Consider the following 14,606-nt stretch of genomic DNA (forward strand, 5'->3'; position numbering starts at 1 on the left):
AAAGGGCATATCAAACCTGACCACAAATCTAGATGTAATATCTAACCTTGTGTATTCGGTACGATCTGAATTTCTACGCGGCGATTTAAAGCACGACCATTAGCTGTATCGTTGCTCGCTACAGGGCGCGTTTCACCATAGCCTCGCGTGCTGATGCGTGCAGATATGATCTGATGATTAACTAGATAATCTTTTACACTTTGCGCACGTTGCTGAGATAACGTCATGTTGTAGCTATCTTTACCCGTGCTGTCGGTATGACCTTCAACACTTAAGTAGGTTTTTTCATACTTGTTCATCACTTGCGCAATTGCATCAAGAGTACTGTGAAAACCCGACGAGATATAAGATTGATCAGTCGCAAAAGTAATGTTTGATGGCATTACTAACCGAATATTGTCGCCTTCACGAACCACTTCAACACCAGAGCCTGCTAGCTCATCGCGAAATGCTTCTTCTTGTTTATCCATGTAATCGCCAACTGCTGCACCTGCTAATGCACCAATTGCAGCACCTATGAAGATACGTTTATCGTCATGGTCGCCTGTTGCTTTACCTAATACAGCGCCAGTTGCTGCACCGATTGCTGCACCTTTACCTGTGTTAGTTGTTTCACAACCCGTTAATAAAACGGCCAAAACGCCCACTGTTAAAACTGATTTACTAATAGTCATGTGTCTCTCCATGGCAATATTAATTTCGAATTATTATCCATTATAATTAAACAACAATGAACAAACTATGAAGAAAGAGTTAATTATCAATAGCCGCAGCTGAAACAGCCGGTAAGTTATATTCCGCCACTATTTTTGTTAGGCGACCATCGAGAACTAGGTTGTTCAGTTGAGTTTGAATCTTTTGAGCAAACTCAGACTCAGCAAATTGCTTACTTAATGCTAAGTGCCCAAAAATCACATCATCAAAACGATACGACATCTTTTTTACACTTTGTGATGGCCTTTGCAAAATGGCTGCTGAATGATCCGCGGTTTCCTCAACAGCAATGACCAAATCAACTCTATTTTTCAGTAACATTTCAAAGGCATTGTGTTCACTTAAGGCTTCAACTTTGGTGAGTGTTTTATCTTTATCGAAACGAGAAAAATGGGCCGCTCCTCGCATTACCGCAATGCGTTTACCAACTAAATCTTGATAGTTATTTACTGCAAACTCGCTATCAGCTTTTGCATAAAAAACAAAAGAAGATGACAACATCATGTAGGGTGGGGTTAAAAAATGCATTTTTTGCTCACGAGCCTCTGTGCGGATAAGCCCGCCCATCACATCTAGCTCATTTTGCTCGAGCATTTTTAAGCAGCGCGAAAACGGGCAAGCGACAAATTCAAGTTTCATTGGAAGGCTGATTTGCATTTCGCGCATGATATCGACTATCGCCCCACTAACTTGGCCTGACTCTGATACCATGCCGTAAGGCGGCGCATGATCAACAGCCACCACAACTTTTTCAAAAGTAGTTGCAAATGCAAAGGAGCTAGCCAGTAGTAACAACAAACTTGTAAAATACTGCTTCATAGTGATACTCATAACTACGTTCACTCGTTTTCTATATTGTAGACGGCCTAGTGTCATAAAAACCACAAAAATGTCATACAATTTTGTCATAATAGAAACAACTATCCTGTAACGGCAAAAGTAATGTTATTTGTTATCTTTAAACAATTCTTTTTATTGGGCTGCATGAGCTTTGGCGGCCCAGCTGCACATCTTGGTTACTTTAAACGTCATTTTGTTGATAACTTAAAATGGCTCACCGCTGAGCGCTATGCGCAACTTATTAGCCTAAGCCAAGCATTACCAGGCCCCGGTTCAAGCCAAGTTAGCTTTGCAATGGGGGTTGAAAAAGGAGGCTTATTAGGTGGCCTATGTGCTTTTATTGGCTTTACCTTGCCCTCATTTTTAATTATGTTCTTTTTGGCTCTTAGTGCTCACCAATTTGGTGATATTTACTTTGCGGTGATAGCCGGGCTTAAACTCTTTGCGGTGGTGATTGTTGCCGATGCAACTTACAGTATGGCAATGAGCTTTTGCAAAAACCACTTACACAAACTTATCGCGGTACTGAGCACGGTTGCGCTGATTGTGTTTTCACAGTTATCGAGCCAAATTATAGTACTTATTGCAGCAGCAGCCTTAGGTTGGTTTTATCCTCAACTTAAACTACCAGAGAATCAACAACACAAATCAGTCAAAATTGCTTGGTTACCGCTTGGTTTATTTACTGTTTTGTTACTGGTTAGCTTTTTACCTTTAGGTGAGTGGTTTTCTGTGTTTGCCCCATTCTATCAAACTGGCGCCATGGTCTTTGGCGGCGGTCACGTTGTGTTACCCATTTTACAAGCGGGTGTGCCGAGTCTTGAAACCGAGCAGTTTTTATCTGCTTATGCCAGTGCGCAAGCCATACCAGGGCCAATGTTTACCATAGCCACATACTTAGGCGCACAGGTTTCTCCAAATACGCCACTCATAGGTGCGATTGTTGCTACTTTACTAATCTTCTTACCTGGCTTTTTATTAATGTTAACGTTTATGAAAAGCTGGTTACAATTAGCTGATAAGCCTCGCTTTGCGGGTAGTATCGCAGCATTAAATGCCGCCGTGGTAGGTTTTTTAGCCGCTGCCCTTTATTCACCAATTTGGCAGTCAGCAGTGCAAAATCTGTGGCAAGTAGGCTTAGTGGTTGCCGCATTTACTTGGCTAAGAATAGCAAAGCCACCAATTTGGTGGCTATTGTTAGGCTTTATTGCTTTTAGCGTACTGATTGGTCAGTTTTAAGCTTTTTCGCGCGGAGGATTAGCAACCTTAATACTTGGCTTTAGCCCTGTTTGTGGCTCACTTGCACTTATCTGGCCTGTAACACTCTGATAAGGTCTAAGCGCGAAAATTGGCAACACCGCAAGTAGATGATCCATTATCTCTGCTTGCAAGTGCTCATAAGAAATCCAGCGTTTGTCTTCACTAAAACAATAGAATTCGATTGGTAAACCATGGTTCATTGGCTGTAGCTCACGCACCATCAGGGTTAAATCACGATTTATTTTTTCATGCTGCTTAAGGTAACCTTCTGCATAGCGACGAAATAAGCCAAGGTTGGTTACCGGATCTGGCAAGCTAGAAACACGAATATAGTCATGCAGTGGAATAGCTGTGTCTATTTGCTCACGAAACGCATCGTCTACTAAGCGAATACTATTCATATCAATGTTTAAAGAGCGTTTGATACGACGACCGCCAGACTCTTGCATACCACGCCAGTTTTTAAATGACCCAGCAACCAGCATGTAGGTTGGAATGGTTGTAATGGTGTTATCCCAGTTACGCACTTTAACCGTGTTTAAGCCAAGGTCGATAACCTCACCGTCAGCACCATAGCTATCTACTTGGATCCAATCACCATAGGTCACTAAACGGTTAGCTGCAATTTGAATACTGGCGACAAAACCCAAAATAGTATCTTTAAATACGAGTAAGGTCACTGCCGCTATTGCACCAAAGCCTGAGAGAATATAAGTTGGCGACTTCTCCAGCAAAATACTCACAATGAGAATGGCGCAAACCATAAAAGTGATCAGTTTAACAACTTGGATTAACCCTTGAATCGGAATGTCTCGAGCAAATTCAAGTTGATTATAAATACCGCCGGCAATGCTCACTACACTACTTAAAATGAAGCCACCATAAATAATGAGCGCAACTTGACCTACTGTTTTTAAAACGAGTGCAGCAACATCATGAACAGGATAAACATAATCGAAAGTTGCTAAATAAAGGACACAGCACAAAGCACCAGCAAAGCGGCGATTTAGTTTATTGAGCATTGGTGCAAGCGCACCAATACGCTCAGGTGACAGACGAGTAACGACCTTTTGAATGCCTGGCAACAATAAACGACGGGTAAACATATAAATTAATAGTAATGAGCCAACGCCGATAGCTGTCGCCGTTAATGCACTTACAAGTGTCGCGTCTGGCATTGATTCAAACCAAGGCATCACTAATTCTTGCAGGTGAGTTTGCTTCATGGCGCTTCAACCTCTTTATTGATATTAGCAATGTAATCCGCTTCTTTAGCCTGATGATAACTTAGTAGCTGCGCATCTTTTTGCAACCATAAATTATTGACATACTGTTGAAAAGTCGTTCTAAATGCACGATCGTGCTGATAATCGCCAATCATATCTGCGCTAATTGCTTGTAAATGCACATCCACTTTAATCACGTTTAAGCGGCCACGCATCAGGTTACGACAAATGTGATCACCCTCGCCTTGATAAATAATCGAGGTATTTAATAATGCATCAAACTGCTCACCTAACACCTCAAGAGCAAAGGCAATACCGCCCGCTTTAGGCTTTAAAAGGTAACTAAATGGGCTATTTTGCTTTTTGTGTTTTTGGCACGTAAAGCGTGTGCCTTCAACAAAGTTGATAATAGTTGTTGGATGATTACGAAAGTCGCGGCAACTGCGCTTGGTACGCTCAACATCAAGGCCCTTTAACTTTGGATTTTTTGCCAATTGCGCTTTACTAACCCGCTTCATAAAAGGCATGCCCATGGCCCATGCACCAGTGCCAATGAAGGGCACATATTTTAATTCATCTTTTAAGAAAAACTTTGGTGCGGGTAAAACATCTATCGCACTAAGTACGACAATATCTAGCCAGCTCATATGATTAGAGATAAGTAAGTACCAACCATCCCTACTAACGCTGCCTTGAATATTAATATCGATATTCTCACAACCTAACCACAGTGCTAAGCGGTTACCTTTACACCAACCTCGATAAGCACCGTGCAGAATATCGCTAACTACTTTAAATGGCAGTAGTAATTTAAGCACACCAAAAAGCAACACAAGCGTGCCCCAAATAATTACGTTGGCAAACAAAACAATGCTTACTAGAACGCCTGTTAACCAATTTGGTAGAAACTTCTTTAACATATGTGTGCTCTCGAGTACGTCAACTGCAACTACTTCGCGTGTGTTTTAAACTCTGCTAGTTGCTGATTTTTTTCATCCCAGAGACGATTAAGCTCAGCTTGAAAGTTTACTCTAAAATCAGCGTCGCCTGTATAATCACCAATTAAATTAGGGCTCACTTCCATGACTTCAATCTTCACATCAACCTGCTTTACACGCCCACTAGCAAAGTCCACAAAGCTAGGTATGCCGTCTGGGTAATGAATAGTTACATTCACCACTTTAGAAATTTGCTCACCCATTGCTTGCATCACAAACGCAACCCCGCCCGCTTTTGGCTTTAATAAATGCGTAAATGGACTATTCTGACGCGCGTGCTTATCAGCAGTGAAACGCGTACCTTCAACAAAGTTAACGATACTTACCGGCATTTCTTTAAATTTTTCACATGCTTTACGTGTGGTTTCTAAATCTTTACCGCGCAATTTAGGGTTTTTCTTTAATTGTGATTTGCTAGTGCGGGTCATGAATGGAAAATCCAGTGCCCACCATGCAAGACCTAAGAAAGGTACGTATATTAGCTCTTTCTTCAAAAAAAAGTTCAAAAATGGGATGCGACGATTAAATACACGCTGCATCACAACAATATCTACCCAGCTTTGATGATTAGCGATAACTAAATACCAGTCTTTCGCTTTTAGTTGCTCAAGACCCGTTACGTTCAGCTTATATGAAGCAAATAGATTTTGATTAATACTGTTACAACTCACCCACATAGTGGCGCATTGCTTCGCTATCCAGCTCATGAGCTTTTGTAACGGTTTGATTGGTATGAGTTTAATCACACCACAAATAAAGATAGGCACAAACCAAAAAAGTGTATTAAGGGTGTAAAATAAAAAACTGAACACACAACGGATCATGGACATTACTACTTATTCCTTTAACGCTTAATCTTCAAAATACGTGTAGCCAGCAAGGCCTGCATTTAGTTCTGATAAATATTGTGCCTTAGATTGCTCATCAATTGCCAGTGAGTTAACCCGTTTTGCAAAGTTTTCAGCAAGGATGTCGCTATCATAATCAACAAACTTTAATACGTCCTTAACGCTGTCACCTTTAATTGCGTTGGTTAGCTGATAGCCTGCATCTGTTAACTCTACATGCACAGAGTCTGTATCGCCGAACAGGTTATGTAGATCACCTAAAATTTCTTGATAAGCACCCACTAAGAACATCGCGATGTGGTATTGCTGGCCTTGCTTGTACTCAGGAATAGGTAAACTGCTCTCAATACCTGTACCTTCAACATAGTTACGAATTTGACCATCAGAATCACAGGTAATGTCTTGAATAATAGCGCGTTGCGTTAACGGCTTATGTAAGTTTTCAACTGGCATTACAGGAAATAACTGTTGAATACCCCAAACATCAGGCAGTGACTGGAATAATGAGAAATTAACAAATAGCTTGTCAGCCAGTTTTTCGTTTAAATCATCTAACACTTCACGGTGGGCACGGGCATTTTCACTGAGAGAAGCACGAACACGGTGTAAGATAGTGAAGTACAACTGCTCTAACTTCGCCCACTCAATCATAGTCAGCAAACCGTGAACGTATTGATCATGTGCTTCACTAAATAAGTGCATTGCATCATGATAAATTTCTAGTGCCATGCGCGGAGTTAACCGCTGTAAACACTGCCACATTTCATCGAGCACTAATACACTGCCAGCCTCAGGCGCAGCTGGGTTTGCATGGTTAGGTGCACGTTCAACATCGATAACATCAGTAATTAATACCGCGTGATGCGCAGTTAACGCGCGGCCTGATTCAGTAATAATGGCTGGGTGTTTAAGGTCATGTTGTTGGCACACTTCAGCAAACGCATTAACGACATTACGCGCATATTCATCGACACTGTAATTCATTGAACACGAACTACGAGAACCAGAACCTTCGTAGTCAACACCTAAACCGCCACCTACATCCACTGTATTAAGTGGTACACCTAACTGCGTTAACTCAGCAAAGTGACGAGCACATTCACGCAATGCACGATGAATATCACGGATATTGGCTATTTGAGAGCCAATATGAAAATGCACTAATTGCATTAAATGTAGTTTATTACGCGACTTAAGTAGCTCAACAGCAGACAGCACTTGCCCTGCAGTTAAACCAAACTTACCTTTTTCACCACCGGTATTTTGCCATTTACCTTTACCAACCGAGTTTAAGCGAATACGAATACCAATCGATGGCTCAATGCCTAAGTCATCAATTTCCGCTAGTAAAGTAGTTAGTTCAGAGAGCTTCTCAACAACAATGTGAACCTTGTGACCCATACCTTGACCTATACAGGCTAAGCGTAAAAACTCACTGTCTTTGTAGCCATTACAAACAATAGTAATTGGTTCTTTGGCTACGCCTAAAATCGCCATAAGCTCAGGTTTTGAGCCAGCTTCAAGGCCAACTAAACCACTTGGGTGAGCAAGTAACTTGCTAACAACAGAGCGTTGCTGGTTTACTTTTATAGGGTAAACACAAGTATACTCGCCCTGATAGTCCCGCGCTTGACGTGCCTTGGTAAATGCACTTGTTAAGGTGCCAACACGATTTTGCAAGATATCAGTAAAGCGCACTAATACAGGCAAAGTAAGACCTTGCTTTTTAAATTGTTCAGTAAGCTCAGACAAAGATATCGCTGACTTTGTTTGATCGCCATCAGGATAAGCAACCAGCTCACCTTGTGCGTTAATATCAAAATAGCCGTCACTCCAATGAGCAACATTATATGTTTCGCGTGCTTTGTCTAAACCCCAAGTCATGGCAATGTCTTCTGTAATTTCAATAAATATAAACGCACATTTTAATACGCCCGAGCTGCCCACGCTAACAAAAAATGCACTCTATGCCAAAGTGATAAAAAATATTCGCTATACTGATTAAAATTTGATTGAGCAATTGGCCAAGCACTGGCAGAATTGCACCCCTTTTTTACCATTAACCAAAAGTGTATAAGCAAGATGGCCAATTTAGATCAAAACAACTGGTTTACTGAAATTAGTGACCGTGATGGTAGCGCCTTTTCACTACGCATAACTAAAAAGCTTGATGAACAGCAATCACCATTTCAAAAAGTAGAAATGTACGAGACAACTGACTTCGGTAATCTGATGATTATTGATGGTTGTACGATGGTAAGTAGCCGTGAAAACTTTTTTTATCACGAAATGATCAGTCATCCTGCATTGCTTGCACACCCAAACCCTAAAAACGTTGTGATTATTGGTGGTGGTGACTGCGGTACTTTACGCGAAGTATTAAAGCACCCTGGTGTTGAAAGCGTAACACAAATCGATATCGACGAAGTTGTGACGCAAATGTCACTTAAGTACTTCCCTGAGCTATGTGAGTCAAACCAAGATCCTCGCGCTACAGTGATGTTTGACGACGGCATTAAATACATGCGTGAAGCAGCGCCTGAATCAATCGATGTGGTGATTGTCGATGGTACAGATCCAGTTGGCCCAGGCGAAGGTTTATTCAACCATGCTTTCTATACCAGCTGTTTAACTGCACTTCGCCCTGGCGGCATCTTAATTCAGCAAAGTGAATCACCACTTATGCACATGCCACTATTAGTAGAAATGCGCGACGCAATGAAAGAGGTTGGCTTTGTTGACCTACAAACACTACCTTTCCCACAACCTATCTACCCAAGTGGTTTATGGTCAGTGACGCTTGCTCGTAAATCAGAAGCGTTTGCAGGTTTTCGTGAAGACGATGCAAATACACTCGCGCAAAGCACAGAATACTACAATGCAGGTATTCACCATGGTGCATTAGCAACACCAAATTATATGAAACGTGCTTTTGAGAAAAAGTAAGCGTTTTAGTTAGATGTAAAAAAGGGCTCAATTGAGCCCTTTTTTATTGTATTAAACCTTAAACCGATTCACTAAATGATTGAGTTCATTAGTTAGTTGAGTCATCCTAGTTGCCACTTCTTGGGTTGAACTTGCCAGCCCGCCCCCTTGCTGAGTTTGATCATTTAAGTCAGATAAGTTTTGACTGATTTCATCAGCAACAGCGGTTTGCTCTTCGGTGGCTTGTGCCGTTTGCATTGCCATATCATTAACTTTTACAGATGAGTCTTGCATGGCATTTAAAATATCATTCGTTTGCGCGAAAGATGCTACTGCCTCGTCAGCAAAACGTTTACCCGAGTTAATAGCTTGCAATGACTGCTCAACACTACCGGCAAACTGTTCAACCATTGTTTGAATGTCATTGGTACTTTCTTGGGTTCGCGTAGCGAGTGTTCGCACTTCATCGGCCACTACCGCGAAGCCGCGACCTTGTTCTCCTGCCCGAGCTGCCTCAATTGCCGCATTAAGTGCAAGTAAGTTAGTTTGCTCGGCAATCGCACGAATAACCTCAAGCACCTTGGCAATATTGTCTGAGCTTTGCTGCAACTCCGTTGAGCGCTGGCTGGCGTGTTCCATATTTTCTGACAACGCTGTAATTTTACGGCTCGAATTATCAACGGCTGTTAAACCTTGTTTAGCAAGCTGCTGTGAGTTATCGGCTTCATGGGATGAGTTTTGCGCTACATTGGCTACTTCACGGCTTGCCACACTCATTTCATGTACAGCACTTACAATAGACTCAGATGCTTGACTGAGCTTTTGATTTACTTGATGGTTTTGATTAGCGAAATTGCCTAGATCGTTACCAAGCGTATTAAGCTCTTTTGCCTGTTCTAAAATATCTTTAATAAGCTGCTGCAAATTATCTAAGAAGCGGTTAAATGCAGTTGCCAGTTCGGCAAATTCATCTTGGGTTTTAACATTTATACGGCCAGTTAAGTCACCATCTCCTGAGGCAATTTCGTTAATCCGTTCAGTGACAAAGTTGATCTGCTTTGTAAGCTGACGTGGTACAAAATAACTAAACCAACTCGCCACAGCTAAAACCACTGCAATCATCACCATAAGCATAACTTTAAAGCCCATGATTTTAGCCATCAATCTTTCTGTTTCGTCTTGCGACGTTTTTTCAGCTACTTCACCCGCTTTATCTAAAACATCACGTAGTTCAGAGAAGGTTTGTTCAGCCGCTTGTTTTTGCGAAGCGTTAGCTGGGCTGTTGATATAAGCTGTTGAGGCTTTGTACCAAGCATCAAACGCGCTATCAAAGTTACGGAATTGCCCTGCAATCTCAGCATAAGGTGACATATAAGATAAGTATTGCTTAAAACGATCTTTCACTTGTTCAGCATTCTCTTGATGGTCAGTAAGCTGGCCTTTATCACCCTTCAATTGGGTAACAAGTTGCAGCTCTGCCACTTTGGCTTGATACAAGTCTCGGTCAGCATTAACAACCACAGAGACAGCCTTTAAAAAACGTTCTGACTGTGCATCAATGGCTTCTTCTTGAAGATTAATTAAATAGGTATAGCCCGCAATTAGGAGAATTATGGCAATACCTAATAACGCGATTGGTAACGAACTTTTGACGCGAATGCTTTTTAACTTCATACATTGTCCTAATTCAAAATCTAACCTACCCACTCTTTAGAATGGTAGTAGAAAAACGATAAAAGTGTATGAAATTAAAATTGCCAACCCGCTGAAAGTTGCAATTGCTGCTGCGAGTTATGCTCATTAAATCCCATACCGGGTCTATTTTGAGCGTCACTGCTCAGCACTGAATATTCAGCACCTACTTGCCACTTGTTTGACAGTTGATAGCGCCAACTTGCGGTTAAAGCTTCTCCACGACTTTGGTTAGGATCAAATTGCCAATCATCATGATCACTTACCTTAAAGTAATCATACCTAATTGTAAGACGGTGCTGGTCTAACTTGTGGCTTAATAAAACAAAATGGCTGTAAAAATCGTTATCTATCCCACGGTATTTACCCATTGCGGTTTTGCCATCTAACATCTGAACAATAATGCGTGTTTGCTGATTGAACTTATACAACCATGCCGCACTTAAAAAACGTGTATCCCACGCATACTGACCTGTACGGGTATTTAAAGCACCGGGGTCACCGTTATTGTCATAATAATAAACGCGAAACTGTGACCTTTTTTGATAATCCCAATGCATACCTAAATAATATCCAAAGCGACCATCTACTTCTTCGAAAGGCTCAACATAGTCAGCTTGCTTATCTAGCTGCGCCCATTCGAATGAATATGGAATAGCAAAGTCGATTTGTTCATTAAACGTGGTTTGCCTATCATGCATAGCGAATCCTCGCCATGACAGCAGCGTTCCTGCAGGGTCGTTACCTTTAAAAACAGATGCAAAGCCTTCAAAACTGTGGTTACTTCTAAACTGACGACCTGGGCGTTTAATACTGGCCTCAAGACCAAAGGCGCGCACCTCTTCCCCTATCCACGTATTAATCGCAGAGTTAGTATAGTTATAGGGTGATATCCAGCCACTTTGCGGATTCTCTAGTGACATTTTTGGATAAAAGCCACCCGCTTTAACAGCCCATTTATAGCGACTTGCTGTGAGAGGCTGATACTGTAAATAGGCCTGACTAAAACCTACGGTTAGTTCAGGATCAGGATGAGCGTTAAGCACTGTATGCGCAGACCAATCTCGGCTTAATTCAAAACGACTACTAAGCATAGCTTGGGATATCACTAAACCATCATGCTCTTGGTCATAACGGTACAAACCAATTCCTTCTCGCTGATAGCTCAACAGTTGGTCGCCACGCACAGCCGTCACAGCTACCAAGCCATCATGCTCAGCAAATGCCAGCGCAGGTAACCCCAAAACACTAACCAATGCCAAGGCTTGCCAGTTATTCATAATCATCAAACTCATCGTTGTTTAATTCTAATTTTGGTAACAAAGTTTGCTTTAATTTGTAGCTAAATTGACTATTAGAGGTGGAAATTTCTATCGTTTCTGGCGAACTAACATCGTTAAAGCGATCATGCCAAACCGCCAATATATGAGGCCCTTCAGGTAGTGGTAAATTTACAATACCCTGTTTGTCTGTTTGCCCAAATACAGTGCCATCAACCACAACAATATAGCCCAACATCCAGTCATGAATATTACAGCCAAGTTCTACAACGCCCGTTTGCGCAAAGTTAATCGGTTGTTCTGGTTTATCATGGTAAAGCTTTAGCTCAAATTGCTTCGTTTTAGAAAACGAGTAAACATGATGCATGATTGAATCAAGGTTCGGAAATTCAACATTCGCTCCTTTTGGTACAACCAAGACATGAGGAACAAACGCACGCTCCTGCTGACTCATAGTGTAATGAGTATCAGGCAAAGTTAGCTGCTGAGAACCTTTTAACCAAACAACCGCATTTTTGACCGGTTGATTCTGCTTATCCACTATTTGTATTTGCTGCGCCAATAAAGCTTGGCTAAACAATAGTAGTAGCAACAGGGTTATTCTTATCATTTTTTAAACCTTTTTCAGTATAGGGCCTGATATCACAGCACTCACTTTGTTGAATACGTATGCAGATCTCTCGTATTAACTGGCAAGTCACTTTATGCTTGAAGCATGTATGTGAATACGTGACAACAATCCATAACCATAAGCCGCCAAGGAACAACAATGCGATTAACTGCCTTAATGTTAGCAGCCTTTTCAGGTACTTGCCTAGCACAAACCACAACCGTCAGTTCACCTGATGGGCAGATCAAAGTAACCATTTCTGATGAACAACACACACCTAGCTACGAAATCAGTTTTGCTGGTAAACAAGTCATTGCTAACTCAGCGTTAGGTCTTGTTTTTAAAGAACAACCGGCAATGAGCGAAGGTTACAAAATTAGCAGCCAAACCACTGACTCTGTAAAAAGCAGCTGGGAACAACCTTGGGGTGAACGCCAAACAGTGGTTGATAACCATAACGAAGTTGCTGTTACTTTTAAAAAGCCACAACCACAAGGTGGCACATTTACAGTACGTTTTCGCGCTTTTAATGATGGTGTCGGCTTTCGATACGAATTACCAAAGCAAGCTGGTTTTGATGATGTAGAAATCACCAAAGAGCTTACTGAGTTTGCAATTACAGACTCATCAGATGCAACGGCATGGTGGATCCCCGCCCGCGGTTGGAACCGTTATGAGTACGTGTATAACACCACCCCATTACATAAAGCGGCACTTGTGCACACACCATTTACTTTAAAAAATAAAAATGGTGTACATATCAGTATTCACGAAGCAGCCCTTGTTGATTATGCCGGCATGGTTTTAAACCAACGTCGTGATGGTACTTTCCAAGCCGATTTAACACCTTGGTCAGACGGCGTAGCGGTTAAAAAGCACGGTGCATTTAATACCCCTTGGCGTACAATTCAAATTGGTGATGAAGCCGTTGATTTAATCAACTCAGATATCATCTTAAACCTGAACGAACCAAATAAACTGGGCGATGTTTCTTGGGTAAAACCGGGTAAATACGTAGGTATTTGGTGGGGTATGCACATCAATGAAAATACCTGGGGTAGCGGTAAAATTCATGGTGCAACCACTGAGAATACCAAATATTACATGGATTTCGCGGCTAAATATGGCTTTGATGGCGTACTAGTCGAAGGCTGGAATATTGGCTGGGATGGCGACTGGTTTTATAACGGTGATGTATTTAGCTTTACTCAACCTTATGATGATTTTGATATTGAAGAGCTGGCACGTTACGGCAAAGAAAAAGGCGTACAACTAATTGGTCATCACGAAACCTCAGGTAACGTAACAAATTATCGTAACCAAATGGAAGATGCATTTGCGCTATACGAAAAATCAAATGTAAGCCAAGTTAAAACAGGTTACGTAGCCGACGGTGGTAACATCAAACGCGTCGATGAGAACGGCATTGTCCGCAAAGAGTGGCACGACGGTCAGTTCATGGTGAACGAATACCTTCACAACGTGAAACTTGCTGCTAAGCATAAGATTAGTATCAATACGCATGAGCCAATAAAAGATACCGGCTTACGTCGTACATACCCGAACTGGATTGCTCGTGAAGGTGCCCGTGGCCAAGAGTTTAACGCATGGGGTACGCCACCAAATCCACCTGAGCATATTCCAATGCTTGCTTTCACACGTATGCTTGCAGGCCCTATGGACTTCACGCCGGGTATTTTTGATATGAGCTTTAACGGTTTAGGTGCCGATACCAACCGCCCGCAAACAACTCTAGCGAAGCAATTAGCGCTATATGTTGTAATGTACAGCCCAATTCAAATGGCGGCAGATTTACCACGTAATTACTTAGCAAAACCAGATGCGTTCCAGTTTATTCAAGACGTACCAACTGATTGGCAACAAAGTATTGCACTACAAGGCGAAGTTGGCGATTACGTTGTGTTTGCACGTAAAGAACGCAAGCGCGATCAATACTCAGGTAATGACTGGTATTTAGGCGCAGTTACTGACGAAAAAGCCCGCACTTTAGAAGTGAAGTTAGACTTCTTAGATAAAGGTAAAAAGTTTGAAGCGCAAATCTACCGCGACGGTGACAAAGCTGAGTGGGTTAATAACCCTTACGACTTAAAAGTAGAAAAACGCATTGTAACTGCTGATGATAAGCTAACGTTAAAGCTTGCCACCAGTGGCGGCACAGCGATTCGATTTATAGCAATGTAAGTTGCTAGTTG

At 41.8% G+C, this 14,606-nt stretch carries 12 protein-coding genes; 3 read left to right on the forward strand and 9 right to left on the reverse strand.

What is annotated here, in order from left to right; all coding sequences use genetic code 11:
- Positions 1 to 41 precede the first annotated feature (41 nt).
- Positions 42 to 674, reverse strand: a complete 633-nt coding sequence (locus tag E5N72_RS01180; protein ID WP_135922873.1) for an OmpA family protein — start codon at positions 672 to 674, stop codon at positions 42 to 44.
- A 79-nt stretch (positions 675 to 753) separates the two neighbouring features.
- Positions 754 to 1,533 (reverse strand): transporter substrate-binding domain-containing protein, encoded by a 780-nt coding sequence (locus tag E5N72_RS01185; protein WP_135922874.1) that lies wholly within the window; start codon positions 1,531 to 1,533, stop codon positions 754 to 756.
- A 123-nt stretch (positions 1,534 to 1,656) separates the two neighbouring features.
- On the opposite strand from E5N72_RS01185, the gene chrA reads away from it, so the two are divergent.
- Positions 1,657 to 2,793, forward strand: coding sequence for a chromate efflux transporter (gene chrA, locus E5N72_RS01190; protein ID WP_135922875.1), 1,137 nt, complete (start codon positions 1,657 to 1,659; stop codon positions 2,791 to 2,793).
- Here the strand turns inward: chrA and E5N72_RS01195 are convergent.
- Genes E5N72_RS01195 through speA form a run of 4 tightly spaced genes read right to left on the reverse strand, consistent with a single transcriptional unit; the run spans position 2,790 to position 7,770 of the window.
- Positions 2,790 to 4,040 (reverse strand): mechanosensitive ion channel domain-containing protein, encoded by a 1,251-nt coding sequence (locus tag E5N72_RS01195; RefSeq protein ID WP_135922876.1) that lies wholly within the window; start codon positions 4,038 to 4,040, stop codon positions 2,790 to 2,792. The genes chrA and E5N72_RS01195 overlap by 4 nt on opposite strands.
- The gene (locus E5N72_RS01200) at positions 4,037 to 4,960 is read right to left on the reverse strand and encodes an acetyltransferase (protein WP_135922877.1); all 924 of its coding nucleotides are present in this window, start codon (positions 4,958 to 4,960) and stop codon (positions 4,037 to 4,039) included. The genes E5N72_RS01195 and E5N72_RS01200 overlap by 4 nt, the downstream gene beginning before the upstream one ends.
- 29 nt (positions 4,961 to 4,989) lie before the next feature.
- Positions 4,990 to 5,868, reverse strand: coding sequence for an acyltransferase (locus E5N72_RS01205; RefSeq protein ID WP_135922878.1), 879 nt, complete (start codon positions 5,866 to 5,868; stop codon positions 4,990 to 4,992).
- Between the two features lie 21 nt (positions 5,869 to 5,889).
- On the reverse strand, positions 5,890 to 7,770 hold the full coding sequence (gene speA / locus E5N72_RS01210) for a biosynthetic arginine decarboxylase (RefSeq protein ID WP_135922879.1): 1,881 nt from the start codon (positions 7,768 to 7,770) through the stop codon (positions 5,890 to 5,892).
- A gap of 198 nt (positions 7,771 to 7,968) precedes the next feature.
- On the opposite strand from speA, the gene speE reads away from it, so the two are divergent.
- Positions 7,969 to 8,832 (forward strand): polyamine aminopropyltransferase, encoded by an 864-nt coding sequence (gene speE / locus E5N72_RS01215; protein ID WP_135922880.1) that lies wholly within the window; start codon positions 7,969 to 7,971, stop codon positions 8,830 to 8,832.
- Positions 8,833 to 8,883: 51 nt separating this feature from the next.
- Here the strand turns inward: speE and E5N72_RS01220 are convergent, their stop codons facing one another.
- From E5N72_RS01220 to E5N72_RS01230, 3 genes are all read right to left on the reverse strand, one after another.
- Complete coding sequence (locus E5N72_RS01220; RefSeq protein ID WP_135922881.1) at positions 8,884 to 10,485, reverse strand: methyl-accepting chemotaxis protein; 1,602 nt, start codon at positions 10,483 to 10,485, stop codon at positions 8,884 to 8,886.
- A 74-nt stretch (positions 10,486 to 10,559) separates the two neighbouring features.
- Entirely contained in the window at positions 10,560 to 11,789 is a 1,230-nt protein-coding gene (locus tag E5N72_RS01225) for a hypothetical protein (protein WP_135922882.1), read from the reverse strand.
- Positions 11,776 to 12,393 carry a methylamine utilization protein gene (locus tag E5N72_RS01230; protein WP_135922883.1) on the reverse strand — a complete coding sequence of 206 codons (618 nt, stop codon included), beginning with the start codon at positions 12,391 to 12,393 and terminating at the stop codon, positions 11,776 to 11,778. The genes E5N72_RS01225 and E5N72_RS01230 overlap by 14 nt, the downstream gene beginning before the upstream one ends.
- Positions 12,394 to 12,552: 159 nt before the next feature.
- On the opposite strand from E5N72_RS01230, the gene E5N72_RS01235 reads away from it, so the two are divergent.
- Positions 12,553 to 14,595 (forward strand): glycoside hydrolase family 97 protein, encoded by a 2,043-nt coding sequence (locus E5N72_RS01235; protein WP_135922884.1) that lies wholly within the window; start codon positions 12,553 to 12,555, stop codon positions 14,593 to 14,595.
- The last annotated feature ends 11 nt before the right edge of the window (positions 14,596 to 14,606 follow it).

This window comes from Pseudoalteromonas sp. MEBiC 03607 (assembly GCF_004792295.1).
GTDB classification, from domain to species: domain Bacteria; phylum Pseudomonadota; class Gammaproteobacteria; order Enterobacterales; family Alteromonadaceae; genus Pseudoalteromonas; species Pseudoalteromonas lipolytica_C.

What these genes read in the sequence shown, in the direction of transcription:
- E5N72_RS01180 (WP_135922873.1), bottom strand. Translation starts at nt 674, where the DNA reads ATGACTATTAGTAAATCAGTTTTAACAGTGGGCGTTTTGGCCGTTTTA.
- E5N72_RS01185 (WP_135922874.1), bottom strand. Translation starts at nt 1,533, where the DNA reads ATGAAGCAGTATTTTACAAGTTTGTTGTTACTACTGGCTAGCTCCTTT.
- chrA (WP_135922875.1), top strand. Translation starts at nt 1,657, where the DNA reads ATGTTATTTGTTATCTTTAAACAATTCTTTTTATTGGGCTGCATGAGC.
- E5N72_RS01195 (WP_135922876.1), bottom strand. Translation starts at nt 4,040, where the DNA reads ATGAAGCAAACTCACCTGCAAGAATTAGTGATGCCTTGGTTTGAATCA.
- E5N72_RS01200 (WP_135922877.1), bottom strand. Translation starts at nt 4,960, where the DNA reads ATGTTAAAGAAGTTTCTACCAAATTGGTTAACAGGCGTTCTAGTAAGC.
- E5N72_RS01205 (WP_135922878.1), bottom strand. Translation starts at nt 5,868, where the DNA reads ATGTCCATGATCCGTTGTGTGTTCAGTTTTTTATTTTACACCCTTAAT.
- speA (WP_135922879.1), bottom strand. Translation starts at nt 7,770, where the DNA reads ATGACTTGGGGTTTAGACAAAGCACGCGAAACATATAATGTTGCTCAT.
- speE (WP_135922880.1), top strand. Translation starts at nt 7,969, where the DNA reads ATGGCCAATTTAGATCAAAACAACTGGTTTACTGAAATTAGTGACCGT.
- E5N72_RS01220 (WP_135922881.1), bottom strand. Translation starts at nt 10,485, where the DNA reads ATGAAGTTAAAAAGCATTCGCGTCAAAAGTTCGTTACCAATCGCGTTA.
- E5N72_RS01225 (WP_135922882.1), bottom strand. Translation starts at nt 11,789, where the DNA reads ATGATTATGAATAACTGGCAAGCCTTGGCATTGGTTAGTGTTTTGGGG.
- E5N72_RS01230 (WP_135922883.1), bottom strand. Translation starts at nt 12,393, where the DNA reads ATGATAAGAATAACCCTGTTGCTACTACTATTGTTTAGCCAAGCTTTA.
- E5N72_RS01235 (WP_135922884.1), top strand. Translation starts at nt 12,553, where the DNA reads ATGCGATTAACTGCCTTAATGTTAGCAGCCTTTTCAGGTACTTGCCTA.